This window comes from Pantoea sp. GM_Pan_3 (genome assembly GCF_026541045.1).
Lineage (GTDB): Bacteria > Pseudomonadota > Gammaproteobacteria > Enterobacterales > Enterobacteriaceae > Pantoea > Pantoea anthophila.
Genome location: NZ_JALNVA010000001.1, coordinates 716,890 through 740,132, shown reverse-complemented (window position 1 = coordinate 740,132; position 23,243 = coordinate 716,890). Strand labels below are relative to the sequence as shown.

21 protein-coding genes and 2 tRNA genes are annotated in these 23,243 nt (G+C 53.8%); 8 read left to right on the top strand and 15 right to left on the bottom strand.

Features of this window, described 5'->3' with window-relative positions; genetic code table 11:
* Positions 1-63: 63 nt before the first annotated feature.
* The gene (locus OXR04_RS03530; RefSeq protein WP_128084052.1) at positions 64-237 is read right to left on the bottom strand and encodes a YciY family protein; all 174 of its coding nucleotides are present in this window, start codon (positions 235-237) and stop codon (positions 64-66) included.
* Between the two features lie 158 nt (positions 238-395).
* Here OXR04_RS03530 and cls point away from each other — a divergent pair, with 158 nt between their 5' ends.
* Together cls and OXR04_RS03520 are read left to right on the top strand one after the other, a co-directional pair.
* Positions 396-1,856, top strand: coding sequence for a cardiolipin synthase (gene cls / locus OXR04_RS03525; protein ID WP_009089916.1), 1,461 nt, complete (start codon positions 396-398; stop codon positions 1,854-1,856).
* Between the two features lie 45 nt (positions 1,857-1,901).
* Entirely contained in the window at positions 1,902-2,225 is a 324-nt protein-coding gene (locus OXR04_RS03520; protein WP_009089915.1) for an HI1450 family dsDNA-mimic protein, read from the top strand.
* An 84-nt stretch (positions 2,226-2,309) separates the two neighbouring features.
* Here OXR04_RS03520 and oppF read toward each other — a convergent pair whose 3' ends face one another.
* The 7 genes from oppF to OXR04_RS03485 all read right to left on the bottom strand — a co-directional run bounded on the left by oppF (position 2,310) and on the right by OXR04_RS03485 (position 10,914).
* Positions 2,310-3,311 (bottom strand): murein tripeptide/oligopeptide ABC transporter ATP binding protein OppF, encoded by a 1,002-nt coding sequence (gene oppF / locus OXR04_RS03515; RefSeq protein ID WP_009089913.1) that lies wholly within the window; start codon positions 3,309-3,311, stop codon positions 2,310-2,312.
* Positions 3,308-4,321: an ABC transporter ATP-binding protein gene (locus tag OXR04_RS03510; RefSeq protein ID WP_009089912.1), complete on the bottom strand. Its 1,014-nt coding sequence runs from the start codon at positions 4,319-4,321 to the stop codon at positions 3,308-3,310. The genes oppF and OXR04_RS03510 overlap by 4 nt, the downstream gene beginning before the upstream one ends.
* An 11-nt stretch (positions 4,322-4,332) precedes the next feature.
* The gene (gene oppC / locus OXR04_RS03505) at positions 4,333-5,241 is read right to left on the bottom strand and encodes an oligopeptide ABC transporter permease OppC (protein ID WP_046101922.1); all 909 of its coding nucleotides are present in this window, start codon (positions 5,239-5,241) and stop codon (positions 4,333-4,335) included.
* Positions 5,242-5,255: 14 nt separating this feature from the next.
* Positions 5,256-6,176: an oligopeptide ABC transporter permease OppB gene (gene oppB / locus OXR04_RS03500; protein WP_009089910.1), complete on the bottom strand. Its 921-nt coding sequence runs from the start codon at positions 6,174-6,176 to the stop codon at positions 5,256-5,258.
* Between the two features lie 93 nt (positions 6,177-6,269).
* Complete coding sequence (gene oppA, locus OXR04_RS03495; RefSeq protein ID WP_154928224.1) at positions 6,270-7,910, bottom strand: oligopeptide ABC transporter substrate-binding protein OppA; 1,641 nt, start codon at positions 7,908-7,910, stop codon at positions 6,270-6,272.
* Between the two features lie 151 nt (positions 7,911-8,061).
* The gene (locus tag OXR04_RS03490; RefSeq protein ID WP_267369273.1) at positions 8,062-9,684 is read right to left on the bottom strand and encodes an ABC transporter substrate-binding protein; all 1,623 of its coding nucleotides are present in this window, start codon (positions 9,682-9,684) and stop codon (positions 8,062-8,064) included.
* 582 nt (positions 9,685-10,266) lie between these two features.
* Complete coding sequence (locus OXR04_RS03485; RefSeq protein WP_009089907.1) at positions 10,267-10,914, bottom strand: YchE family NAAT transporter; 648 nt, start codon at positions 10,912-10,914, stop codon at positions 10,267-10,269.
* Positions 10,915-11,373: 459 nt separating this feature from the next.
* On the opposite strand from OXR04_RS03485, the gene adhE reads away from it, so the two are divergent.
* Positions 11,374-14,061, top strand: coding sequence for a bifunctional acetaldehyde-CoA/alcohol dehydrogenase (gene adhE, locus OXR04_RS03480; RefSeq protein WP_009089906.1), 2,688 nt, complete (start codon positions 11,374-11,376; stop codon positions 14,059-14,061).
* Between the two features lie 67 nt (positions 14,062-14,128).
* Here the strand turns inward: adhE and tdk are convergent, their stop codons facing one another.
* Positions 14,129-14,749, bottom strand: a complete 621-nt coding sequence (gene tdk, locus OXR04_RS03475; protein WP_009089905.1) for a thymidine kinase — start codon at positions 14,747-14,749, stop codon at positions 14,129-14,131.
* Between the two features lie 409 nt (positions 14,750-15,158).
* Here tdk and hns point away from each other — a divergent pair, with 409 nt between their 5' ends.
* A complete protein-coding gene (gene hns / locus OXR04_RS03470; RefSeq protein ID WP_058958169.1) occupies positions 15,159-15,566 on the top strand; it encodes a histone-like nucleoid-structuring protein H-NS in 408 nt (135 codons plus the stop codon).
* Positions 15,567-15,641: 75 nt separating this feature from the next.
* Here hns and OXR04_RS03465 read toward each other — a convergent pair whose 3' ends face one another.
* The 5 genes from OXR04_RS03465 to rssA form a co-directional block, all read right to left on the bottom strand.
* Positions 15,642-16,649, bottom strand: a complete 1,008-nt coding sequence (locus tag OXR04_RS03465) for an NAD-dependent epimerase (protein WP_009089903.1) — start codon at positions 16,647-16,649, stop codon at positions 15,642-15,644.
* Between the two features lie 14 nt (positions 16,650-16,663).
* Complete coding sequence (locus OXR04_RS03460) at positions 16,664-18,004, bottom strand: UDP-glucose/GDP-mannose dehydrogenase family protein (protein ID WP_046101926.1); 1,341 nt, start codon at positions 18,002-18,004, stop codon at positions 16,664-16,666.
* A gap of 22 nt (positions 18,005-18,026) precedes the next feature.
* On the bottom strand, positions 18,027-18,935 hold the full coding sequence (gene galU, locus OXR04_RS03455) for a UTP--glucose-1-phosphate uridylyltransferase GalU (RefSeq protein WP_009089901.1): 909 nt from the start codon (positions 18,933-18,935) through the stop codon (positions 18,027-18,029).
* 193 nt (positions 18,936-19,128) lie between these two features.
* Positions 19,129-20,145: a two-component system response regulator RssB gene (gene rssB / locus OXR04_RS03450; protein ID WP_009089900.1), complete on the bottom strand. Its 1,017-nt coding sequence runs from the start codon at positions 20,143-20,145 to the stop codon at positions 19,129-19,131.
* Between the two features lie 98 nt (positions 20,146-20,243).
* Positions 20,244-21,149 carry a patatin-like phospholipase RssA gene (gene rssA / locus OXR04_RS03445; RefSeq protein ID WP_009089899.1) on the bottom strand — a complete coding sequence of 302 codons (906 nt, stop codon included), beginning with the start codon at positions 21,147-21,149 and terminating at the stop codon, positions 20,244-20,246.
* Between the two features lie 96 nt (positions 21,150-21,245).
* Between rssA and OXR04_RS03440 the strand changes: the two genes are divergently transcribed.
* The 4 genes from OXR04_RS03440 (at position 21,246) to OXR04_RS03425 (ending at position 22,957) form a co-directional block, all read left to right on the top strand.
* The gene (locus OXR04_RS03440) at positions 21,246-21,701 is read left to right on the top strand and encodes a YchJ family protein (RefSeq protein ID WP_072052716.1); all 456 of its coding nucleotides are present in this window, start codon (positions 21,246-21,248) and stop codon (positions 21,699-21,701) included.
* Between the two features lie 56 nt (positions 21,702-21,757).
* On the top strand, positions 21,758-22,606 hold the full coding sequence (gene purU / locus OXR04_RS03435; RefSeq protein ID WP_009089897.1) for a formyltetrahydrofolate deformylase: 849 nt from the start codon (positions 21,758-21,760) through the stop codon (positions 22,604-22,606).
* 144 nt (positions 22,607-22,750) lie between these two features.
* Positions 22,751-22,835: transfer RNA gene (locus tag OXR04_RS03430), tRNA-Tyr, on the top strand.
* A 37-nt stretch (positions 22,836-22,872) separates the two neighbouring features.
* A tRNA-Tyr gene (locus OXR04_RS03425) sits at positions 22,873-22,957 on the top strand.
* A 35-nt stretch (positions 22,958-22,992) separates the two neighbouring features.
* Here OXR04_RS03425 and OXR04_RS03420 read toward each other — a convergent pair.
* Positions 22,993-23,226: a hypothetical protein gene (locus OXR04_RS03420; RefSeq protein ID WP_267369272.1), complete on the bottom strand. Its 234-nt coding sequence runs from the start codon at positions 23,224-23,226 to the stop codon at positions 22,993-22,995.
* Between the last annotated feature and the right edge of the window lie 17 nt (positions 23,227-23,243).

Sequence of the window (23,243 nt, the reverse complement as noted above, 5' to 3'; positions counted from 1 at the left end):
ATGCGCAGCCCGCCTGCTGCCTCAAAGGGTATCGGCTTACGGGCGGGCTGAAGAGGTGCGGGATTAAACCATCTGCGTGATGAACAGAATCGATCGGCGCTGCTGCTGCGCCAGCTGGTGGCGGATACAATGGATGCGCTTATAGCGGCGTGATTGCCCTTCCAGCCAGCGTGAACGGCGACGGTGAACCTGCCGTAACATTCTCCAGCGTGCCACTTCATTTCTGCTTCGTTTCATCACTTCCTCTCTGCCATCGTCTACGCCGCCGCATTATAGAGATCTCTGCGACAATACCCAATCTGTTCTCTCATTATTCTCGTCAGGGATAAAGGTTTCGTTAGCCGTCATCTGCACGTAAACTTGCCAGACGGAAGCGCGAACGGGATGTCCACTTTATGACCACTTTTTATACGCTGATCAGCTGGTTGCTGCTGTTTGGTTACTGGCTGCTGATTGCCGGTGTCACACTGCGCATCCTGATAAAGCGCCGGGCTGTCACGTCGGCGATGGCCTGGCTGCTGGTTATCTATATTCTGCCGCTGGTCGGCATTATCGCTTATCTCTCCTTTGGCGAACTGCACCTGGGTAAACGTCGCGCGGAGCGCGCCCGCACCATGTGGCCGTCAACGGCCCGCTGGCTGAACGATCTGAAGCAGTGCCGCGAGATTTTCGCGACGGAACACAGCGACGTCGCGCGCTCGTTATTTGAGCTTTGCTACCATCGTCAGGGCATTGCCGGGGTAAAGGGAAATCAGCTGCAACTGTTAACCAGCGCCGATGATGTGATGCAGGCACTGATTCGTGACATCCAGCTGGCCCGCCATAATATCGAGATGGTGTTTTACATCTGGCACCCCGGTGGTCTGGCAGATGAAGTTGCCGAATCGCTGATGGCGGCGTCGCGCCGTGGCGTCCACTGCCGTCTGCTGCTGGACTCAGCGGGCAGCGTAAACTTTTTCCGCAGCCCCTGGGCGGGCATGATGCGCAACGCCGGCATTGACGTGGTGGAAGCGTTACAGGTGAGCCTGCTGCGCGTCTTCCTGCGGCGGATGGATCTGCGCCAGCATCGTAAAATCGTGCTGATTGATAACTACATCGCCTACACCGGCAGTATGAATCTGGTCGACCCCCGCTTCTTTAAACAGAGTGCCGGTGTGGGTCAGTGGATTGATCTGATGGCGCGTATGGAAGGCCCGGTCGCGACCGCGATGGGGATTGTTTTCAGCTGCGACTGGGAAATAGAGACCGGTAAGCGCATTCTGCCGCCCCCGCCCGATCGCAACATCATGCCGTTTGAACAGGAGAGCGGCCACACCGTGCAGGTGATCGCCTCCGGTCCCGGTTTTCCGGAAGATATGATCCATCAGGCCCTGCTGACCGCCGTCTATTCGGCACGTGAGCAGCTGATCATGACGACCCCCTACTTTGTGCCCAGCGACGACCTGCTGCATGCGATCTGCACGGCAGCGCAGCGTGGCGTCAGCGTCAGCCTGATCCTGCCGCGTCACAATGACTCGCTGCTGGTCGGCTGGGCCAGCCGCGCCTTCTTCAGTGAATTGCTGGAGGCGGGCGTGAAGATTTACCAGTTTGAGGATGGCCTGCTGCATACCAAGAGCGTGCTGGTGGACGGACAGCTGAGCCTGGTCGGCACCGTGAATCTCGATATGCGCAGTTTATGGCTTAATTTCGAGGTGACGCTGGTAGTGGATGATGCGGGCTTCGGCAGTGACCTGGCCTGCGTACAGGATGACTATATCGCGCGGTCGCGCCTGCTGGAGGGTAAGCGCTGGGCAAAACGTGCCTGGTGGCAGCGCATTGTTGAACGACTGTTTTACTTCTTCAGCCCTTTACTGTAAAACGAGCCAGATTGTGTAAATGGCCGCAGGCAGACAGGACAGACTATGGATTTAAATAATCGCCTTACCGAAGATGAAACGCTGGAACAGGCCTACGATATTTTTCTCGAACTGGCAGGTGACAATCTCGATCCGGCAGACATCATTCTCTTCAATCTGCAGTTTGAGGAGCGCGGTGGCGCAGAGCTGTTCGACCCGTCTGAAGACTGGAAAGATCATGTTGATTTCGATTTGAACCCTGACTTTTTCGCCGAGGTGGTGATTGGGCTGGGTGAAGCGGACGGTGAGCCGATCACCGACGTCTTTGCGCGCGTGCTGCTGTGCCGTGAAAAAGATCACAAGCTGTGTCATATCCTGTGGCGTGAATAGACCGTAGATGCGCGGTGACGGGAATGTCGTCGTCGCGCAGCATCCCACAACAGAAAACGCCGGGCAATTGCCCGGCGTTTTGCTTCAGAGCGGGTCGACCTTGAGACAGGAGACCGCATGGTGGAAGCTGCCTTCCAGCAGCGGACGGGTTTTCGCACACTCCGGTCCGGCAATCGGACAGCGGGTGCGGAACACACAGCCTGACGGCGGATTGATCGGCGACGGCAGCTCCCCTTCCAGTAGCTGAATCTGCTTGTTCTTCTCCAGATCGGGATCGGGAATCGGCACGGCAGACATCAGTGCCCGGGTGTAAGGGTGCTGCGGATTGCCATAGACCTCGCTGTACGTGCCCAGTTCTACCGCATGTCCCAGATACATCACCAGCACCCGGTCAGAGATATGTTTCACCACGGCCAGATCGTGCGCGATGAAGATCAGCGACAGTCCCATTTCACGCTGCAGCTGCTGCAGCAGATTCACCACCTGCGCCTGAATCGACACGTCGAGCGCCGACACCGGCTCATCACAGATAATGAGCTTTGGCTCCAGAATCAGCGCTCGGGCGATGCCGATACGCTGGCACTGGCCGCCCGAAAACTCATGCGGATAGCGGTTAATCAGGTTCGGCAGCAGGCCCACCTTCATCATCATATTTTTGACGCGGTCTTTCACTTCCTGACGCGCCATCTTCGGATGATAGGTGCGCAGCGGCTCGGCGATGATATCGCCGATAGTCATACGCGGATTCAGAGAGGCCAGCGGGTCCTGGAAGATCATCTGAATGTCGCTGCGCGCCTTGCGCCACTCCTCTTCGCTCTGACCGAGCAGATCGCGGCCTAACCAGGCGACACGCCCTTCTGTGGCTTTGACCAGCCCGATAATGGCGCGTGCCAGCGTCGATTTGCCGCAGCCGGACTCGCCCACCACGCCCAGGGTCTCCCCTTCATAGAGACGCAGGCTGACCCCGTCCACCGCTTTCAGGGTCTTTGAAGGCTGCCAGAACCACTGCTTGCCATCTTTAATGTCGAAATGCACCTTCAGGTCGGCGATTTCCAGTAACACTTTCTTTTCAGCTACGGTGCTCATACTAACTCCTCCACCGGCTTAAAGCAGGCACGCAGACGGCCATCGCCAAACGGCTCCAGCGGCGGCGACTGGGTGCAGATATCCATCGCGTGCGGGCAGCGCGGCTGGAACGGACAGCCCTGCGGCAGACGCAGCAGATTGGGTGGATTCCCCGGAATGGTCGTGAGGCTCTCGCCCTCGGCATCCAGGCGTGGTACGGCATTGAGCAGGCCGATCGAATAAGGATGGGCGGGCTGGTAAAAGACATCGCGGGCGCGGCCATACTCCATGGTGCGTCCGGCGTACATCACCAGCACTTTGTCGCAGATCCCCGCCACCACGCCGAGATCGTGGGTGATCATGATGATGGCGGTGTTGAACTCGCGCTTCAGATCATTGAGCAGCGTCATGATCTGCGCCTGCACCGTCACATCCAGCGCCGTGGTCGGTTCATCGGCAATCAGCAGCTTTGGACGACAGAGCAGCGCCATGGCGATCATCACGCGCTGGCGCATCCCACCGGAGAACTCATGCGGATACATTTTCATTCGCTTGCGCGCTTCCGGCATCTTCACCGCATCCAGCATTCTCACCGACTCTTCGAAAGCCTGTGCGCTGCTCATCCCCTTGTGCAGTTTCAGCACTTCCATCAGCTGCTCGCCGACCCGCATATAGGGATTGAGCGAGGTCATCGGGTCCTGGAAGATCATCGCGATCTGCTCAGCGCGCAGCCGGTTAAGCTGGCTTTCCGGCAGATTCAGGATCTCTTTGCCGTTGAACAGCGCAGAACCGCCAATGCGCCCGTTTTTCGCCAGCAGCCCCATCAGGGCAAAGGCGGTCTGTGACTTGCCCGAGCCAGACTCACCGACAATGCCCAGCGTCTCACCTGCGCGCAGCGAGAAGTTCAGATTGTTCACCGCGGTGACATCACCATCGTGCGTGCCAAAGGTGACGCGTAAATCTTTGACCGTAAGTAGCTGTTCGCTTCCCGCGCGGGCCGCCATCGCTGGCTGAAATTCATGAATAGTCATCGGGAAACTCCTTAACGATCTTTCGGGTCGAGGGCATCACGCAGGCCATCGCCGATAAAGTTGAAACAGAACAGCGTGACCACCAGGAAGCCCGCCGGGAACAGCAACAGCCACGGCGACACTTCCATGGAGTTGGCTCCATCGCTCAGCAGTGCGCCCCAGCTGCTCAGAGGTTCCTGCGTGCCCAGACCCAGGAAGCTCAGGAAGGATTCAAACAGGATCATACTGGGCACCAGCAGTGAGGCATAAACCACCACCACCCCCAGCACGTTGGGCACGATATGGCGCACCACAATTTTCCAGGTCGATACCCCACCTACATGAGCGGCTTCGATAAACTCTTTGCGCTTCAGGCTCAGCGTCTGGCCGCGCACAATACGCGCCATATCCAGCCACGAAACCATGCCGATGGCGGCAAAGATCAGCAGGATGTTACGACCAAAGAAGGTCACCAGCAGGATCACGAAGAACATGAACGGGAAGGAGTTGAGGATTTCCAGAACACGCATCATGGCCGAGTCGGTTTTGCCGCCCAGGTAACCGGCAATGGAGCCATACAGGGTACCGACCACCACGGCGATCAGGGCAGAAGCGACGCCGACCATCAGGGAGATCCGGCCGCCAATGGCCACACGCACCAGCAGGTCACGCCCCGACGAGTCGGTGCCGAACCAGTGGCCGGAGGTGGTATCCGGCGGTGAAGACATCATCGCCCAGTCGGTATCGTCGTAGGTGAACTGCGCCACCATCGGCGCGATAATCACAAACAGTGTAATGACCAGCAGCACCAGCAGGCTGATCAGGGCTGCCCGGTTATGGATAAAACGACGACGCGCGTCCTGCCAGAGACTGCGCCCTTCTACTTCCAGCTTCTCACTGAACGCATCAAGAGCTTCGCTGTTTTTCTTACTTAACATCATGGCGAACTCCGCAATCAGTAACGAATTTTGGGATCGATAACGGCATAGAGCACGTCAACAATCGCGTTAAACAGGATAGTCAGCAGACCGACCAGAATCGTCAGGCTCATCACCAGCGAGTAGTCGCGGTTCAGTGCACCATTTACAAACAGCTGACCGATGCCCGGCAGACCGTAGATCGATTCGATCACCATCGAACCGGTGATGATGCCGACAAAGGCGGGTCCCATATAGGAGATGACCGGCAGCAGAGCCGGTTTCAGCGCATGACGCAGCACAATGCGGCGCAGCGGTAAGCCTTTAGCGCGAGCCGTGCGGATAAAGTTGGAGTGCATCACTTCAATCATCGATCCACGGGTGATACGGGCAATGCTCGCAATGTAAGCCAGTGAGAGTGCCACCATCGGCAGCAGCATGTAGTTCCACTGCCCGCCATTCCAGCCCCCGCCCGGCAGCCATTTCAGGCTGATCGCGAACAGCAGGACCAGCAGCGGCGCGACCACAAAGCTGGGTATCACCACGCCGGTCATTGCCACCCCCATTACCGCGAAGTCCCACAGTGTGTTCTGTTTCAGCGCGGCGATGACCCCGGCCGTGACGCCGAGCACGATCGCCAGCAGGAACGCGGCCAGACCCAGTTTTGCCGAGACCGGGAACGCGTGCGCGACCAGATAGTTAACCGAATAATCTTTGTATTTAAAGGATGGGCCGAAATCGCCGTGGGCCAGCTGGACCAGGTAATCGACATATTGCTTACCGATAGGATCGTTGAGGTGATATTTCGCCTCAATGTTGGCCATCACTTCCGGTGCCAGGGTGCGCTCGCCGGTAAAGGGGCTGCCGGGTGCCAGTCGCATCATAAAGAAGGAGATGGTAATCAGGACGAACAGCGTCGGAATCGCTTCAAGCAAGCGACGCAGGATGAATTTTAACATTGCCGTACCTACCAGGCTGTTGCTTCACAACATATAAAAAATAGTAAAAAGGCGGCGCGAGAAGCGCCGCCACTGCTGATAGCCTGAACGCTATTAGTGTTTAATGATGTAGAAGTCTTTAGACAGCGTTTTATCCAGCGGATCTTTACCGGTGTAACCACCAACGTAAGGTTTCACCAGACGCGTATTCACGTAGTAGTAAACCGGTACGATGGTGCTGTCTTTATCCAGGATCTGCTCGGCCTGCTGATAGTCCGCTGCACGGCCTTTGGCATCCGGCGCTTTGATCGCGTCACGCACCACTTTGTCAAACGCATCGCTCTTATAGTGCGAGGTGTTACTGCTGCTGTTAGAGAGCATGATGTTCAGGAAGGACGTCGGTTCATTGTAGTCCGCACACCAGGCCGCACGCGCCACATCGAAGTTACCCTGATGACGGGTGTCCAGGAAGGTTTTCCACTCCTGGTTTTCCAGCTTGATATTCACACCGATATTTTTCTTCCAGATCGACGAGGCTGCAATCGCGAGCTTCTTATGCAGATCGGAGGTGTTGTAGAGCAGGTTGAAAGTCAGCGGTTTATCCGCCGTGTAGCCCGCTTCAGCCAGCAGTTTTTTCGCTTCGGCGTTACGTTTATCCTGTGACCACTTGAACCAGTCTGGCGGCAGGATTTCCATACCGTCGGTGGCTGGCGGTGTGAAGCTGTAGGCCGGCTTCTGACCCTGGGCCAGCACTTTATTCACCATGATGTCACGGTCCAGACCCAGCTTCAGGGCGGCACGAACGCGCGGATCGGTAAATGGCGCTTTCTGGTTATTGATTTCGTAGTAGTAGGTGCAGAGATAAGGATCGACATGCAGCTCTTTGCCGTTTTCGCGCTGCAGCTTTTTGAACAGCTCGATCGGCAGGTTGTTATAGGTCATGTCGCTGCCGTTCTCGGAGAAGTAACGGTTGACGTCACTGACTTCAGAGCTGATTGGCAGGTAGGTAACCTTGTTCAGCACGGTGTGCTCGTTGTCCCAGTAGTTCGGGTTACGCACCAGCGTGATGCGTTCGTTGATAACGTGTGCGTCGAGCTTAAAGGCACCGTTGCCGACCCAGTTTTGCGGCTGAGTCCACTGTTCGCCGAACTTCTCAATCGCCGGTTTATAAACCGGTGACATCACGGAGTTGATCAGCAGCTTATCAAAATAGGGAACCGGCTCACTCAGGGTCACTTCCAGCGTGTGGTCATCAATCGCTTTCACGCCCAGATCGGTAACGGGCTTTTTACCTGCGATGATGTCATCAACGTTCAGGATATGACCATACTGAGGATAGCTGGCGTAGGGTGAAGCCGTTTTCGGGTCAACCAGACGCTGCCAGCTGTAGACGAAGTCCTGTGCGGTTACCGGCTCGCCGTTAGACCATTTGGCATTTTTACGCAGGTGGAAAGTCCACACCTTGAAATCTTTATTTTCGTAGCTTTCCGCCACGGCCGGAATCGGTTTGCCGTTGCTGTCATTGACCAGCAGACCCTCATAGAGATCGCGCGCCACGTTATCTTCCGGCACGCCCTCGATTTTGTGCGGGTCGAGCGACTGCACTTCATCGCCATTGCCGCGAACGAGTTCCTGTTTGGCTGCCAGCTCAACGCCTGCAGGCACGGTCGCCGCGAAAGCCGCATTCCCTGCCAGGGCACTTATTGCGGCGAAGACGCCCGCTGCTATCAGGCTTTTTTTCGTGATGTTGTTCATTATTACACTCCAGTTTTATTATCGTCACCGCAGCGCTGTTCTGCCGCGGCGTCCCCCGTTTCCGGGCTCCCTTAACCCGGGAGAGTGACCCCAAAAAATTGGTCTGTTTGCTGATGCGCTTCCCGTCTGTCTCACCAGGATGGCGAGCAGATCAGTGTTTTTTAATAAAATAGTACTTCAGGTCTGTCATATCCTGCGGGTCTTTGCCCGTGAAACCGCCAACCCAGGGCTTCACCAGGCGCACACTGACGCGGTAGTAAACTGGCACAATGGGTGAGTCTTTGTCGAGTTGTGTTTCAGCCTGCTGATAGAGCTCCGCGCGCTGCGCCTCACTGCCCGCCGTCAGGCTCTTCGCCATCAGCTCGTCAAAGGCCGCACTGCTGTAAAAGGCGGTATTGATCGAGGCATTGCTGATCAGCATGTTGAGAAAGGTTGAAGGCTCATTGTAATCGGCGCACCAGGTGGCTCGCACCACGTCATACTGGGCCTGATGGCGGGTCTCCAGCATCGTCTTCCACTCCTGATTCTGCAGGGTGACTTTTGCGCCGAGATTTTTCTGCCACATTGAAGCGGCCGCAATCGCCTGCCGTTTATTCTGATCGGAAGTGTTATAGAGCAGCGTAAAGGTCAGCGGATTGGCGGCGTTGAATCCCGCCTCTGCCAGCAGCTTTTTCGCCGCCTCATTGCGTTGCGCCTGCGTCCAGGTAAACCAGGCTGGCGGTGTCAGCTTAATACCAGCGGTAAAGGGCGGCGTCAGGCTGTAAGCCGGAATCTGTCCCTGCCCCATAATTTTTCTGGCAATCACCTCACGGTCGAGGGTCATCTTTAGGGCGGCGCGCACCCGTGGATCGGTGAACGGCGCCTTTTTGTTATTGATTTCATAATAAAACGTGCAGAGCAGCGGACTGATCTTCACCTCATCGCCGAGATCCCTGCGCAGCTTGCCAAACATCTCCGGCGGCAGGGCGCTGTTGGTGATGTCCGTTCCGCCACTGCGGTAGCGGTTGATATCGCTGTTTTCAGAGGCGATGGGCAGGAAGGTCCCCTGCTCAATCACCGTATGGGCATTGTCCCAGTAGTGAGGATTGCGCTTCAGAACAATTTTTTCATTCACTACCCAGTCGCTTAAGGTATAAGCACCGTTACCGATATAGTGACCCGGCCGGGTCCAGGCATCGCCCCACTCTTTGATAGCAGGTGCATAAACCGGCTTCAGCGCCGTGTGCGCCAGCATGGCTACCAGATAAGGCACCGGTTCAGTCAGCGTAATCTGCAGCCGGTGGTCATCCAGCGCTTTCACGCCCAGCTGATCGGGTGACGCTTTACCAGCCAGAATCGCATCGATCCCGGCAACATGGGCGGCCTGCAGATAGCTGGAGTAAGGGGATGCGGTGGCAGGGTCCACCAGCCGACGCCAGCTGTAGACAAAATCTGCGGCGGTCACCGGCTCACCATTACTCCACTTAGCATCATCCCGCAGGTTAAAGATCCAGACGGTGGGCTGCGGATTCTCCCAGCTCAGGGCAACGCCGGGGACGACCTGACCGAAATTATCGGTGTTAACCAGACCGTCCAGCAGGTTGTGAATAATATTGGATTCCGGCACACCTTCGGTTTTATGGGGATCCAGCGAAGAGACTTCACTGCCATTATTAATCACAATCTGTTGCTGCGCGGCCAGCGTCGTTCCGGGGGGAACCGTGGCGGCATAAGCCGGCGGAAACGCTATTAACAGTGCGGCGAGAGTCAGCCGCTGTTGCTGCACATTCATCATCCCAGTCATCCGAAACGCCAACCTTTTTTAAGTATCCCGACAGGCTTAAGCAAAAAGCGTTCTCACTTTGCACTTTCGGAGAAAAAAATTCACGCTGGGCCAGAAATTATCAGAAGCCATCAGAGGGCGCCAAAGTAAAATAGCTAAAATGTTAACTAATTCTCTTTTATCATGAGTTGTCACGCAGCGGAAGTGTTAATTTTCGACCTGAAAATATCATATCGATATGAAAAATAGGCGTTTTAGTCGGAAACCCTGTGCAGACGTGCTTTGCATCATGAATACGCACGGTTTTTGGCACTTATCTTCCAAAGTCGGTATCTGGCGTGAGAAACATCCAGCCTTATTGCTCTCAGGCGGGTGTTTATGAGGGAGGGAAGAATCAAGACAGAAGAATATGGTGTGAAAATCGTGACATTATTTCGCTGACAGAAGTCTGTGAACCGGCCAGCAGTAATGAAATTTATAATCGGCTGAATCTTTTAAGCGTGACGAATAATTGCATTGTAATGGTGCAATAAAACCGTCGATTGCACCATTACGGATCAGGTTTACGCTTCGCTGCCTGAAATAAGTGAGGTGTTAATTGAGCAGTCCGGGAAATATAGACTTCAGGCCGGTAACAACAAACTCAATACCCAGGGCCATCAGTAACAGTCCCATGATACGGGTAATCACGTTAATACCAGTCTGTCCCAGTATCCGCACCATCAAAGGCGCGGCCCGAAACAGCAGCCAGCAACATAAGGCAAAAATGGCAATCGCCAGCGTAAAGCCCAGCAGGTTAAGCCAGCTGTGATAGCGGGTGCTCCAGACAATCGTCGAACTGATGGCACCCGGACCGGCCATCAGGGGAAGCGCCAGAGGCACTACGCCAACGCTTTCGCGAATGGCCGTTTCTGACTTCTCCTGTTTGTTCTGCTTATCCTCGCCCAGCTTGCCACTAATCATCGACATCGCAATGGTCACGACGAGAATCCCGCCCGCAATGCGGAACGAGTCAATCGAGATGCCAAACACCCGCAGAATCGCATCGCCGAGGAACAGCGAGGTCCAGAGGATAATGGCCACCGCCAGATTGGCGGTTAAATTCGTTTTATTGCGTTCAGCTGCCGCCTGATAGCGGGTCATACTGATGAACACCGGAATAATGCCGACCGGATTAACCAGCGCGAACAGCCCGACAAAGAATTTTATATAGCCTGAAAGATCTAACAGTGCAGGGTTCACGACATGGCTCCGTAACGCAGGGGGGAAATCGCGCCTAATGTAAGTGAAAAGCGGTACAGACGCCAGATGAATACGCCGCTATTTATGCCACTTAAGGCGGAACCCATAGCGGATTCCCCCAGCGTTCTGAATGAGACTGGATTTTGTCGCTATGGCCAGCCGGCTTACATGGTGCAAACAGATTCGAAACAAGGTGGCGCAAAAAGCCCGGCTGAAAGGTGTCAGCTTGGGGTTAAATTGATCTGCATCAAAATTACCCTACCCCAAACCAGGTAATCTTTTCGTAACGGAAGTATTAGCAGTCTCAATGAAAATCTGACGGACTGCCTGACAAGACTCTTTTATTAAACAGTTGAAAATCCATGCATTTCGGGCCGATAGGACGCGTTATGACAGCGTGACTATACTCAGGGCGCAGGATTGTTTACTAAAAAAGTTTAACTTCCTCAGGAGAACACCATGGCCGTTACGAATGTCGCTGAACTCAATGCACTGGTTGAACGTGTAAAAAAAGCCCAGCGTGAATATGCCAATTTTTCTCAACAGCAGGTCGACGCCATTTTCCGTGCCGCCGCCCTCGCCGCCGCAGACGCTCGTATTCCTCTCGCCAGAATGGCCGTTGCCGAATCCGGCATGGGCATTGTCGAAGACAAAGTCATTAAAAACCATTTTGCGTCAGAATATATCTACAACGCCTATAAAGATGAAAAGACCTGCGGTGTGTTAGCCACCGATGACACCTTCGGCACCATCACTATCGCCGAACCTATTGGTCTGATTTGCGGTATTGTGCCGACGACTAACCCCACCTCTACCGCCATCTTTAAAGCGTTAATCAGCCTGAAAACCCGCAACGGTATTATCTTCTCGCCACACCCCCGTGCCAAAGATGCCACCAACAAAGCGGCGGACATCGTGCTGCAGGCTGCCATTGCAGCCGGTGCGCCAAAAGATATTATCGGCTGGATCGATGCCCCCTCTGTTGAGCTGTCAAACCAGCTGATGCACCACCCTGACATTAATCTGATCCTCGCAACTGGCGGTCCAGGCATGGTGAAAGCGGCCTACAGCTCCGGTAAACCCGCCATCGGCGTCGGTGCCGGTAATACGCCAGTGGTGATTGATGAAACCGCCGACCTGAAGCGGGCCGTCGCCTCGATTCTGATGTCCAAAACCTTTGATAACGGGGTGATCTGCGCCTCGGAACAGTCGGTCATCGTGGTTGATGCAGTTTACGACGCAGTGCGTGAGCGTTTTGCCAGCCACGGCGGTTACCTGCTGCAGGGAGCGGAGCTGAGCGCGGTGCAGAATATCATTCTGAAAAACGGCGGTCTGAACGCCGCCATCGTCGGCCAGCCCGCGTTCAAAATTGCGGAGATGGCAGGCATCAGCGTGCCACCCAGCACCAAAATCCTGATTGGCGAAGTAAAACTGGTGGACGAATCTGAACCCTTTGCCCATGAAAAACTTTCGCCAACCCTGGCAATGTACCGGGCGAAAGATTTCAACGACGCGGTAGATAAAGCAGAAAAACTGGTCGCCATGGGCGGTATCGGCCACACCTCGTGCCTCTATACCGACCAGGATAACCAGACCGAACGTGTGCACTACTTTGGCGACAGGATGAAAACCGCGCGTATTTTGATCAATACGCCCGCTTCTCAGGGCGGTATCGGGGACCTCTACAACTTCAAACTGGCCCCCTCTCTGACGCTGGGTTGTGGTTCCTGGGGCGGCAACTCGATTTCAGAGAACGTCGGTCCGAAACACCTTATCAACACCAAAACTGTCGCCAAGCGAGCTGAGAATATGTTGTGGCATAAACTTCCTAAATCTATCTACTTCCGTCGCGGTTCCCTGCCCATTGCGCTGGAAGAGGTGGCAACGGACGGCGCGAAACGGGCCTTTATCGTGACTGACCGCTTCCTGTTCAATAACGGTTATGCCGATCAGGTCACCCGCGTTCTGAAATCACACGGTATTGAAACGGAAGTCTTCTTTGAAGTGGAAGCCGATCCGACGCTGAGCATTGTGCGTAAAGGTGCCGAGCAGATGAACAGCTTTAAACCGGACGTGATCATCGCGCTGGGTGGCGGCTCCCCGATGGACGCAGCGAAAATCATGTGGGTGATGTATGAACATCCGGAAACCCACTTTGAAGAGCTGGCACTGCGCTTCATGGATATCCGTAAACGTATCTACAAGTTCCCGAAAATGGGCGTCAAGGCGCGCATGGTGGCCATCACCACCACATCCGGCACCGGTTCAGAAGTGACACCGTTTGCCGTCGTCACCGATGATGCGACAGGCCAGAAATATCCTCTCGCTGACTATGCGCTGACCCCGGATATGGCGATTGTCGATGCTAACCTGGTGATGGAAATGCCCCGCTCACTCTGCGCCTTCGGCGGCCTGGATGCGGTTACCCATGCGCTGGAAGCCTATGTGTCTGTGCTGGCGAATGAATACTCAGACGGCCAGGCACTGCAGGCACTGAAACTGCTGAAAGAGAACCTGCCCGCCAGCTACGCGGAAGGTGCCAGAAATCCGGTGGCGCGCGAACGTGTTCACAATGCGGCCACTATCGCCGGTATCGCCTTTGCTAACGCCTTCCTTGGGGTCTGTCACTCCATGGCGCATAAGCTGGGTTCAGAGTTTCATATTCCGCACGGTCTGGCTAACGCCCTGTTAATCTCGAACGTCATCCGCTACAACGCAAATGACAACCCGACCAAGCAGACCGCGTTCAGCCAGTATGACCGCCCACAGGCGCGCCGTCGCTACGCGGAAGTTGCTGACCACCTGGGCCTGAGCGCCCCTGGCGACCGCACCGCGCAGAAAATTGAGAAGCTGCTGGCCTGGCTGGATGAGATCAAAACTGAGCTCGGCATTCCGACCTCTATCCGCGAAGCCGGCGTGCAGGAAGCGGACTTCCTGGCCAAAGTCGACAAGCTGGCCGATGATGCGTTTGATGACCAGTGTACCGGCGCAAACCCACGCTATCCGCTGATTGCCGAGCTGAAACAGATTATGCTCGACACCTACTACGGCCGTGAGTTTGTCGAACCTTTCTCAAGCGTTGCCGAAGCGGTCGCTGAACAGCCGGTAAAAGAAGTTAAAGCGGAGAAGAAAGCGAAGAAAGTCTGATAGTACCGTTCTGATAACCTGATGAAAAAACCCGCCGCGGCGGGTTTTTTACTGGCTGAAAAACGTGTCAGATGACGGGCGTATGTGCGCCGTGAATCGCCTGCAGCGAGCCCTGCTCTATGGCCTGTTTATAGTGCTTACGGCAGACCGAGATGTAGCGTTCATTCCCCCCGATGACTACCTGCTCACCTTCACTGAAGGGCTTCCCTTCGCTGTCCAGTCGCAGCACCATGCTGGCCTTGCGGCCACAGTGACAGATGGTTTTGAGTTCGACCAGCTTATCGGCCCACGCCAGCAGATACTGACTGCCAACAAAGAGTTCGCCGCGAAAATCGGTACGCAGGCCATAGCAGAGCACTGGAATATCAAGATCGTCGACCACATCAGAGAGCGCTTTGACCTGCTCACGGGTGAGAAACTGGCTCTCATCGACCAGCACGCAGTGAATAGGCTGTGCGGCATGTTCCGCCGCAATGTCGCTGAACAGCGCGGTATCGGCATTATAGAGCAAGGCTGGTGACGAGAGTCCGATACGGGAGCTTACCTGACCGGCACCAAAACGGTTGTCGATTTCGGCAGTGTAAACCAGCGAGCGCATACCCCGCTCCTGATAGTTATAGGAGGATTGTAACAGTGCGGTCGATTTCCCTGCGTTCATCGCAGAGTAATAGAAATAGAGTTGGGCCATAGGAGCGTATCTTCATCAGGACTGAACAGAATGGTGCGCATATTATCACAAAGCACAGCCCATGCGTTGCTGCTGAGAGAGGGAGAATGCCTGACAGATAGCCGGAATTTTCATCAGGAACCGTTTCCAGTGCCGATGGGCTCTATCGCAGAGTGAAATAGGTTTTTCTTATTTTAACCGCAATAAAAGAGATGACATTATTTACAGCAAGTTAAATACATTAAATTTATTTCATAACGACAGAGGGGAGATTATTTCTTCGGGGCATCGCTTTGATTTTTTATGATCAACATTATTTTTTAATTTTCATTTTATTCGCTGAAGAAATACGTTTGTGATTGAAGTTATTTAATGTCACCACTACTATTAGCGGGCAACACAACTTCTCCCTTATTCAGAGACCAGGACAATGAGCGAAGCACTAAAAGTTCTTAATAATATTCGTACGCTGCGCGCCCAGGCCAGAGAGTATTCCATTGAAACACTGGAAGAGATGCTGGAAAAACTGGACGTAGTGGTAAAAGAACGTCGCGAAGAAGAGTCGCATTTCCAGGCTGAAAATGAAGAGCGCGCGCGCAAGCTGAATCAGTATCGTGAAATGCTGCTGGCTGATGGTATTGACCCTTCTGAGCTGGTCAGCATGCTGACTGATACCCGCGCGACAGCAAAAAGCAAACGTTCGGTGCGTCCGGCTAAATATGGTTATACCGATGAAAAAGGTGAGTCAAAGACCTGGACCGGTCAGGGCCGCACGCCAGCCATAATTAAAAAAGCGCTGGAAGAAGAGGGTAAAAAGCTGGACGATTTTTTACTGTAACGGCGCGTTATTTTGCTGCCCGACGGGCAGCCTGAGGTGGAATAAAAAAAAGGAAGCGTACGCTTCCTTTTTTATTCAGACGCGATAGAAATCACGATACCAGTCAACGAAGCGCTTTACGCCCTCCTCCACACTGGTCTGGGGTTTAAAACCAATCGCCTTAAACAGAGCTTCGGTGTCGGCACTGGTTTCCAGCACATCACCGGGCTGCATCGGCATCAGATTTTTCTTCGCGGTCATCCCCAGTGCTTTTTCAATCGCCTCAATATAGCTCATCAGCGTTACCGGCTGACTGTTACCGATATTATAAACACGATACGGTGCTGAACTGGTTGCTGGCGATCCCGATTCAACCGTCCAGTGATCGTCCTGCTGCGGAATGACATCCTGCAGACGTACAATCGCTTCAGCAATGTCATCAATATAGGTAAAGTCGCGCTTCATCTGGCCCTGGTTATAGACATCAATCGCCTCACCGGCAATCATTGCGCGGGTGAATTTAAAGAGGGCCATATCCGGACGGCCCCACGGGCCATAGACGGTGAAGAAGCGTAATCCAGTGGTCGGCAGCTGATAAAGGTGCGAGTAAGTATGAGACATTAACTCGTTCGCTTTCTTCGTCGCTGCATATAAAGAGACAGGATGATCCACACTGTCGTCCGTTGAGAATGGCATCTTACGATTCAGGCCATAAACGGAACTCGACGACGCGTAGAGCAGATGTTCAATTTTATGATGACGGCAGCCTTCAAGAATATTGAGGTGACCTGTCAGATTGGAATCTGCATAAGCATGGGGATTTTCGATGGAGTAGCGGACGCCAGCCTGCGCGCCAAGATGAATAACGCGCTGAAAATTATACTGCCCGAACAGTGACGCTATCGCGTCACGGTCGGCCAGATCCCGCTCGATAAAAGTAAAGCCAGGTTCAGCATTAATTAAATCGAGACGGGCACGCTTGAGATTTACGTCGTAATAATCATTCAGGTTGTCGATACCGACAACCTGGTGACCGGCGGCCAGCAGACGCTGACTGACATGAAAACCAATAAAGCCTGCGGCGCCGGTGACCAGAAAGTTCATAAATCCCTCGTTAATTATGCAGTTTGAATAGACGCTCCGCGGCCGATTGCATAATAAACGAAACCGCGTTTGCTGATACGCTCTGGATCATACAGGTTACGACCATCAAAAATCACGGCTTCTTTCAGCGCATTTTTGATAACGTCGAAGTCTGGCGCACGGAAGTTCTGCCACTCCGTACAGATGACCAGACCGTCTGCGCCCTGCAGTGCCGCTTCTTTGGTTCCCATCAGCTTAAGATCGCTACGGTGACCATAGATACGCTGCGCTTCATCCATTGCTTCCGGGTCAAACGCCTGAACAGACGCGCCTGCTTCCCACAGCGTTTCCATCAGCACACGGCTGGAGGCTTCACGCATGTCGTCAGTGTTCGGCTTAAATGACAGGCCCCAGAGAGCAAACGTCTTACCCTTCAGATCGTCGCCAAAATGGCGTTTGATGAAGGTTGGCAGCTTGTTTTTCTGGTTGTCATTGACATCTTCCACAGCCTGCAACAGACGTGGCTGATAGCCAATAGACTCCGCTGTACGGATTAACGCCTGCACATCTTTCGGGAAGCAGGAGCCACCGTAGCCACAGCCAGGATAGATGAAGTGGTAGCCGATACGGGGATCGGAACCGATGCCCTGGCGTACTTTTTCAATATCCGCGCCTAAACGCTCAGCCAGGTTAGACATCTCATTCATGAAGCTGATTTTGGTCGCCAGCATGCAGTTTGCTGCATACTTGGTCAGCTCTGCGCTGCGGATATCCATCATGATCATGCGATCGTGGTTGCGGTTAAACGGCTCATAAAGCTCGCGTAACAGCTCGACCACGTCATCGTTGTCGGTACCGACAACGATGCGCTCAGGACGCATACAGTCATTCACTGCCGCACCTTCTTTCAGGAATTCCGGGTTCGACACCACATCAAAGGTGATGTTGGCGTCACGCGATTTCAGCGTTTCCGCCATCACCGCACGAACTTTGTCTGCTGTGCCAACCGGTACGGTTGATTTGTCGATAACCACTTTGTGATCGTTCATATGCTGCGCAATGGTGCGCGCTACGGCGGTCACATATTTCAGATCGGCAGAGCCGTCTTCATCCGGTGGTGTACCTACTGCAATAAACTGCATAACACCATGGTTTACGCCCTGTGCAGCATCAGTGCTGAACTTCAGACGACCCGCTTCGTAATTGGACATTACCAGCGGGGTTAAACCTGGTTCGAAAATAGGAATGATGCCTTTTTTCAGATTTTCGACTTTGTTTGCGTCGACATCAATGCAGAGAACGTCATGTCCGACTTCGGCTAACACCGCAGCCTGAACCAGACCGACATAGCCGATACCAAATACAGTGACTTTCATCGAGTTATCCTGTGTTTATAAATTACTTTTTGTTGCCAACTGCGCTATCGAGCCATTCAGAGAAATCTTTGCCCAATACCGGATGACGAACACCGTACTCAACGAAAGCCTGCATGTAGCCCAGTTTGTTACCACAGTCATGGCTTACGCCTTTCAGGTGATAAGCTTCAACGGTCTCTTTTTCCATCAGCATGGCGATAGAGTCGGTCAGCTGAACTTCGCCGCCCGCACCCGGAGGCGTCTTCGCCAGCAGAGGCCAGATGTCTGCAGACAGAACATAACGACCTACGACCGCCAGGTTAGATGGCGCTTCGGTCGCTTTTGGTTTCTCAACCACACCCACCATCGGTGCGCTGTCGCCTGGGTTCAGTTCTGCGCCCTGGCAATCGACAACACCGTAAGCGGTTACATCGGCAACCGGCTCAACCATAATCTGGCTGCGGCCTGACTCTTCATAACGGGTCAGCATCTCGGCCAGATTATCTTTGGTTGGGTTTGATTCATATTCGTCGATGATGACGTCTGGCAGGATAACGGCAAACGGCTCGTTACCGATCAGTGGGTGTGCACACATCACTGCGTGGCCCAGGCCTTTCGCGATACCCTGACGAACCTGCATGATGGTCACGTGTGGCGGGCAGATTGACTGGATTTCATCCAGCAGCTGACGCTTAACACGTTTTTCCAGCATAGATTCCAGTTCGAAGCTGGTATCAAAATGGTTTTCGATGGCATTTTTAGATGAATGCGTAACCAGCACAATCTCGTTGATGCCTGCAGCGATACACTCGTTAACGACATACTGGATTAACGGCTTATCAACCAGCGGTAACATCTCTTTTGGAATCGCTTTGGTGGCCGGGAGCATACGCGTACCCAAACCCGCGACCGGGATTACCGCTTTTTTTACTTTGGTATTATTGGCAGACATTAAGTTACCTCTCTCATAGGCCGTTCAAGTTAATACTTGATATGTCGGTTTAAAATCGAAAATGAGTATATCAGTTAGTATCGAACGGATTTATCCTGGAAGGCATCAATCCGTCGAAATTAAGACTATTACCCAACTGTAAAGCTAAGTTCTGGCCCTGTCCTCAGCGCCAGAATCTTTCCATTATTACAGTTTATTCTTCCGCTGACAGCATCAGCCGAATGCGACCACCCGCGCCCCAGACGTGGCACTGCCAGTTGTCTGCGCGCTGACTGATTTGATTGAGATGGGTGCTACCCATAGTGCCAAGGGGAACACCATTACTGAGCTGAATCTGATGGGTATCAACGTGAAGCGTGGCGTTTAATCCGGCCGAGACCAGGATCAGATTTTTCAGACCACGATGATAGTAGCCCACCAGCAGAGGGAACTGGCCGCTGAGGTTCGCCTGGCGCAGCAGCAGATTGACCTGTCTGAGCAGCCCATTAAGTTCTGGCAGACGCTGTTTTTGCCCGGAGAGCTGCTCCTGAAGCAGGCCGTTAAACAGCGCACGCAGCAGCAGAGCGGCCAGCACGCCATTATCACCCGCACGGGTGACGTCCAGACAGTAGAATGCCAGGTCCTTTTCAGAGAGCGCCGCAATGTCGAGCACCAGGCCCGGCTGTTCGGCCATCGTCAGCTGACGATAGTTAACCCGGCAGTTGGCGACGGTCTGCTGCACCGGCGGCTGAAGTTGTTTGAGCAGTTTGGCAGCCGCTTTCGGGTCGCGGACCAGGGCATCCCAGTCCTGAAACAGCTGCTCATCCTCCTCCACCTTTGAGGTGAACATGGAGGGATAGAGACATTCATAGACCGCTTCGCGGAAGCGTTCCAGATTTTTCAGTGGTTTAAGCAGCACATCCTGCACGCCAAGGCGCAGCACATGTGCGATGTCAGACATATTTTCTGTCGCTGAGATAATCAAAATCGGCACAACGTTACCACGGGTACGAATGTGCTCAACAAACTGAATGCCGCTCATACGGGGCATTTCGAGATCGCTGATGATCAGGTCGACAGTATGCTGTTGTAGTTGTGCAATTGCTTCCAGTCCATCTTCCGCTTTTAACGTTACAGCACCCATCGATAACAAAAATTGGTCCAGCAACGAACGGAAAACAGCCTCATCTTCGACAATGAGTATCTTTTTGCCGAGTAGTGGTTTTTCCATTCTTTCCCCCTGCCTGCCAGATAATTCAATAGTGGTTCATAAAACGCAGTTGCGCCTTCAGAATTGCGTAAAGTCACCGTTTTGAATGAACAACCTGATTATCTGCCACGGACCAGTGGTAACAGTTCATCCATTTTCTTTTCCACGGCGGCCCTGCCTGCCTCAATGGCCTCTTCAGCCCGATGAAAGTCCAGCGTTGAAATCTGCGGACAGACCGGCTGTATTAAAACATCGGGTGGATCGCCTGCCATACGGTTGCGCTTCAGGCGATTTTCCAGCACCTGGATAGAGGTTGACATAATCTCCATCGCACCCGGTGACTGAGACGCACGGCGCTGGGTGAAACTCACCAGTCGCTGACGCAGCTTTCCACCCCAACTCAATGCCGCTGCAGCGGCTTCTTCTTCACTATTTTTAGGCGTAACGGAAAACAGATCCTGCTGCATTAAATGCGCGTCATGCTGCAGGTCAACCGCAATCACAATGTCTGCACCCAGCGCGCGGGTCAGTGAGATCGGCACCGGATTGACGACGGCACCATCCACCAGCCAATACCCATTGTAGCCCACCGGCGGTAATAAACCTGGCATACTGCAGGAAGCGCGAACCGCCTGGTGCAGATCGCCCTCCGTCAGCCAGAGCTCCCGCCCCGTGCTGAGATTGGTGGCCACCACGCCGAAAGGTTTGCTGCACTGCTCTATCGCATCATTGGGGATCAGCTGACGCACATGGTTAAAGACCCGCTCACCGCGCAGCAGTCCGCCCCGTTGCCAGGAGACATCCATCAGCCGGATCACATCCCAGTAGCGAAACGCACTGACCCACTTTTCCATCAGCGGCAGCCGGTTATTCACATAGGCTGACCCGACTAGCGCGCCGACAGAGCAACCCGCCACGACGTCGATCCCGATACCCGCACGCTCCAGTGCGTTGATCACGCCAATGTGCGCCCATCCTTTCGCCGCGCCGGCCCCCAGCGCCAATCCTATTTTTACCTTTCTCATTTGTATCTGGTCCTGCCGTCAATACGTAGCGTCACAGCGTGGGGTCAGCTAACATAGCGCGCTTATGAAACCGACTCATCATTTTCGGGAGCTAATGTGTCAGAAACCTGCCCATGTTGTAGCGGACAGCAGTATAGCGTATGTTGCGAGCCCTTTCTGCAGGGTAACCAGATTCCTGTTACGGCTGAACAACTTATGCGCTCCCGCTATTGTGCCTATGTTAAGCACAATGCCGAATATCTGGTCGCGACCTGGCATCCTGACAAACGTCATCCGGAGATGTCAGGGCTTTTATCTGAAAGTTTTTCCGGTACCGATTGGCTTAGCCTGAATGTAACCCGTTGTAATCATGGAAGCCATGATAATGAAGCGTTCGTGACTTTTTTTGCGCGATACCGCGAGAAAACGAACATTCATGCCATTCATGAGTGTTCCCGCTTTCTTCGCGAGGATCAACGCTGGTACTATGTTGACGGTTCCGTGCCGCCCGTTGGGCGCAACGATCGTTGCCCGTGCGGCAGTGATAAGAAATACAAAAAATGTTGTGGTTGAGCTGAAGGCTGAGCCCGCAGTTTAACCCCTAATGCTTTGACAGGACTCTGATTGAGATGCAAGCGCAAACCATGCAAAGAAAAGTTTTACGAACCATTTGTCCCGATGCAAAAGGTCTGATCGCCAAAATCACCAATATTTGTTACAAGCACGAACTCAATATCGTGCAGAACAATGAGTTTGTTGATCATCGCACCGGGCGTTTTTTCATGCGTACCGAGCTGGAAGGCATCTTCAACGACAACACCCTGCTGGCCGATCTCGACAGCGCCCTGCCCCAGGGATCAGTGCGTGAACTGCACAGCGCCGGTCGCCGTCGCGTGGTGATTCTGGTCACCAAAGAGGCGCACTGCCTGGGTGACCTGTTAATGAAGAGCGCGTTTGGCGGTCTGGATATGGAGATTGCCGCGGTCATTGGTAACCATGACACGCTGCGTTCACTGGTTGAGCGGTTTGATATTCCTTTCGTTCTGGTGAGTCACGAGGGGCTGACGCGGGAAGAGCACGATAACCGCATGGTGGAAGAGATTGACCGCTATCAGCCCGATTATGTGGTGCTGGCGAAATATATGCGCGTCCTGACCCCTGCCTTTGTGCAGCGCTTCCCGAACCAGATTATTAACATTCACCACTCTTTCCTGCCTGCCTTTATCGGTGCCCGGCCCTATCATCAGGCCTACGAGCGTGGCGTGAAGATCATTGGTGCCACCGCGCACTATGTGAATGACAATCTCGATGAAGGCCCGATCATCATGCAGGATGTGATTAATGTCGATCACAGCTATACCGCTGACGAGATGATGCGTGCAGGTCGTGACGTCGAAAAAAACGTGCTGAGCAACGCCCTCTATAAAGTACTGGGGCAGCGCGTCTTTGTTTACGGCAACCGTACGATTATTCTTTAATCAGCCAGCGCGCTGAATTGACTGCGGATTCAGCGCTACGCGTAAAAAGTGGGCAAACAGTTCCTGTTTTGCCAGTGGGCGCTTTACACCCTTATCGCATTTGGTATGATGCGCCCCGCTTTGAGAGTGAAAGATTCAGGCCATGGTGGGATTCCCGAGCGGCCAAAGGGAGCAGACTGTAAATCTGCCGTCACAGACTTCGAAGGTTCGAATCCTTCTCCCACCACCATCTGAATCTGAATACGCCTCAAGCCAGCATTATCCCCGGTGGGATTCCCGAGCGGCCAAAGGGAGCAGACTGTAAATCTGCCGTCACAGACTTCGAAGGTTCGAATCCTTCTCCCACCACCATCCTGCATTCAGCACACTTTCCCCAAATCGATGCATCAGCTTCCTGTTCTGCGGGGAGAGGGATGAGAACCTTCCATCCCAAACCGATACATCAGCTTCCTGTTCTGCGGGGAGAGGGATGAGAACTTTCGATCCCAAATCGATACATCAGCTTCCTGTTCTGTGGGGAGAGGGATGAGAACCCCCTGCTGACAGAGCACCTCCACGTTTTTCAAACGTTCTGCCCCCTCTTCTGCCATGACTTTTTCAGTAAAAATCGCTACCATCACCGCCTCTCATTTTCTGA

Excerpts from the sequence above, each read along its gene's own strand:
- OXR04_RS03530 (WP_128084052.1), bottom strand. The coding sequence starts at position 237 with ATGAAACGAAGCAGAAATGAAGTGGCACGCTGGAGAATGTTACGGCAG.
- cls (WP_009089916.1), top strand. The coding sequence starts at position 396 with ATGACCACTTTTTATACGCTGATCAGCTGGTTGCTGCTGTTTGGTTAC.
- OXR04_RS03520 (WP_009089915.1), top strand. The coding sequence starts at position 1,902 with ATGGATTTAAATAATCGCCTTACCGAAGATGAAACGCTGGAACAGGCC.
- oppF (WP_009089913.1), bottom strand. The coding sequence starts at position 3,311 with ATGAGCACCGTAGCTGAAAAGAAAGTGTTACTGGAAATCGCCGACCTG.
- OXR04_RS03510 (WP_009089912.1), bottom strand. The coding sequence starts at position 4,321 with ATGACTATTCATGAATTTCAGCCAGCGATGGCGGCCCGCGCGGGAAGC.
- oppC (WP_046101922.1), bottom strand. The coding sequence starts at position 5,241 with ATGATGTTAAGTAAGAAAAACAGCGAAGCTCTTGATGCGTTCAGTGAG.
- oppB (WP_009089910.1), bottom strand. The coding sequence starts at position 6,176 with ATGTTAAAATTCATCCTGCGTCGCTTGCTTGAAGCGATTCCGACGCTG.
- oppA (WP_154928224.1), bottom strand. The coding sequence starts at position 7,910 with ATGAACAACATCACGAAAAAAAGCCTGATAGCAGCGGGCGTCTTCGCC.
- OXR04_RS03490 (WP_267369273.1), bottom strand. The coding sequence starts at position 9,684 with ATGATGAATGTGCAGCAACAGCGGCTGACTCTCGCCGCACTGTTAATA.
- adhE (WP_009089906.1), top strand. The coding sequence starts at position 11,374 with ATGGCCGTTACGAATGTCGCTGAACTCAATGCACTGGTTGAACGTGTA.
- tdk (WP_009089905.1), bottom strand. The coding sequence starts at position 14,749 with ATGGCCCAACTCTATTTCTATTACTCTGCGATGAACGCAGGGAAATCG.
- hns (WP_058958169.1), top strand. The coding sequence starts at position 15,159 with ATGAGCGAAGCACTAAAAGTTCTTAATAATATTCGTACGCTGCGCGCC.
- OXR04_RS03465 (WP_009089903.1), bottom strand. The coding sequence starts at position 16,649 with ATGAACTTTCTGGTCACCGGCGCCGCAGGCTTTATTGGTTTTCATGTC.
- OXR04_RS03460 (WP_046101926.1), bottom strand. The coding sequence starts at position 18,004 with ATGAAAGTCACTGTATTTGGTATCGGCTATGTCGGTCTGGTTCAGGCT.
- galU (WP_009089901.1), bottom strand. The coding sequence starts at position 18,935 with ATGTCTGCCAATAATACCAAAGTAAAAAAAGCGGTAATCCCGGTCGCG.
- rssB (WP_009089900.1), bottom strand. The coding sequence starts at position 20,145 with ATGGAAAAACCACTACTCGGCAAAAAGATACTCATTGTCGAAGATGAG.
- rssA (WP_009089899.1), bottom strand. The coding sequence starts at position 21,149 with ATGAGAAAGGTAAAAATAGGATTGGCGCTGGGGGCCGGCGCGGCGAAA.
- purU (WP_009089897.1), top strand. The coding sequence starts at position 21,758 with ATGCAAGCGCAAACCATGCAAAGAAAAGTTTTACGAACCATTTGTCCC.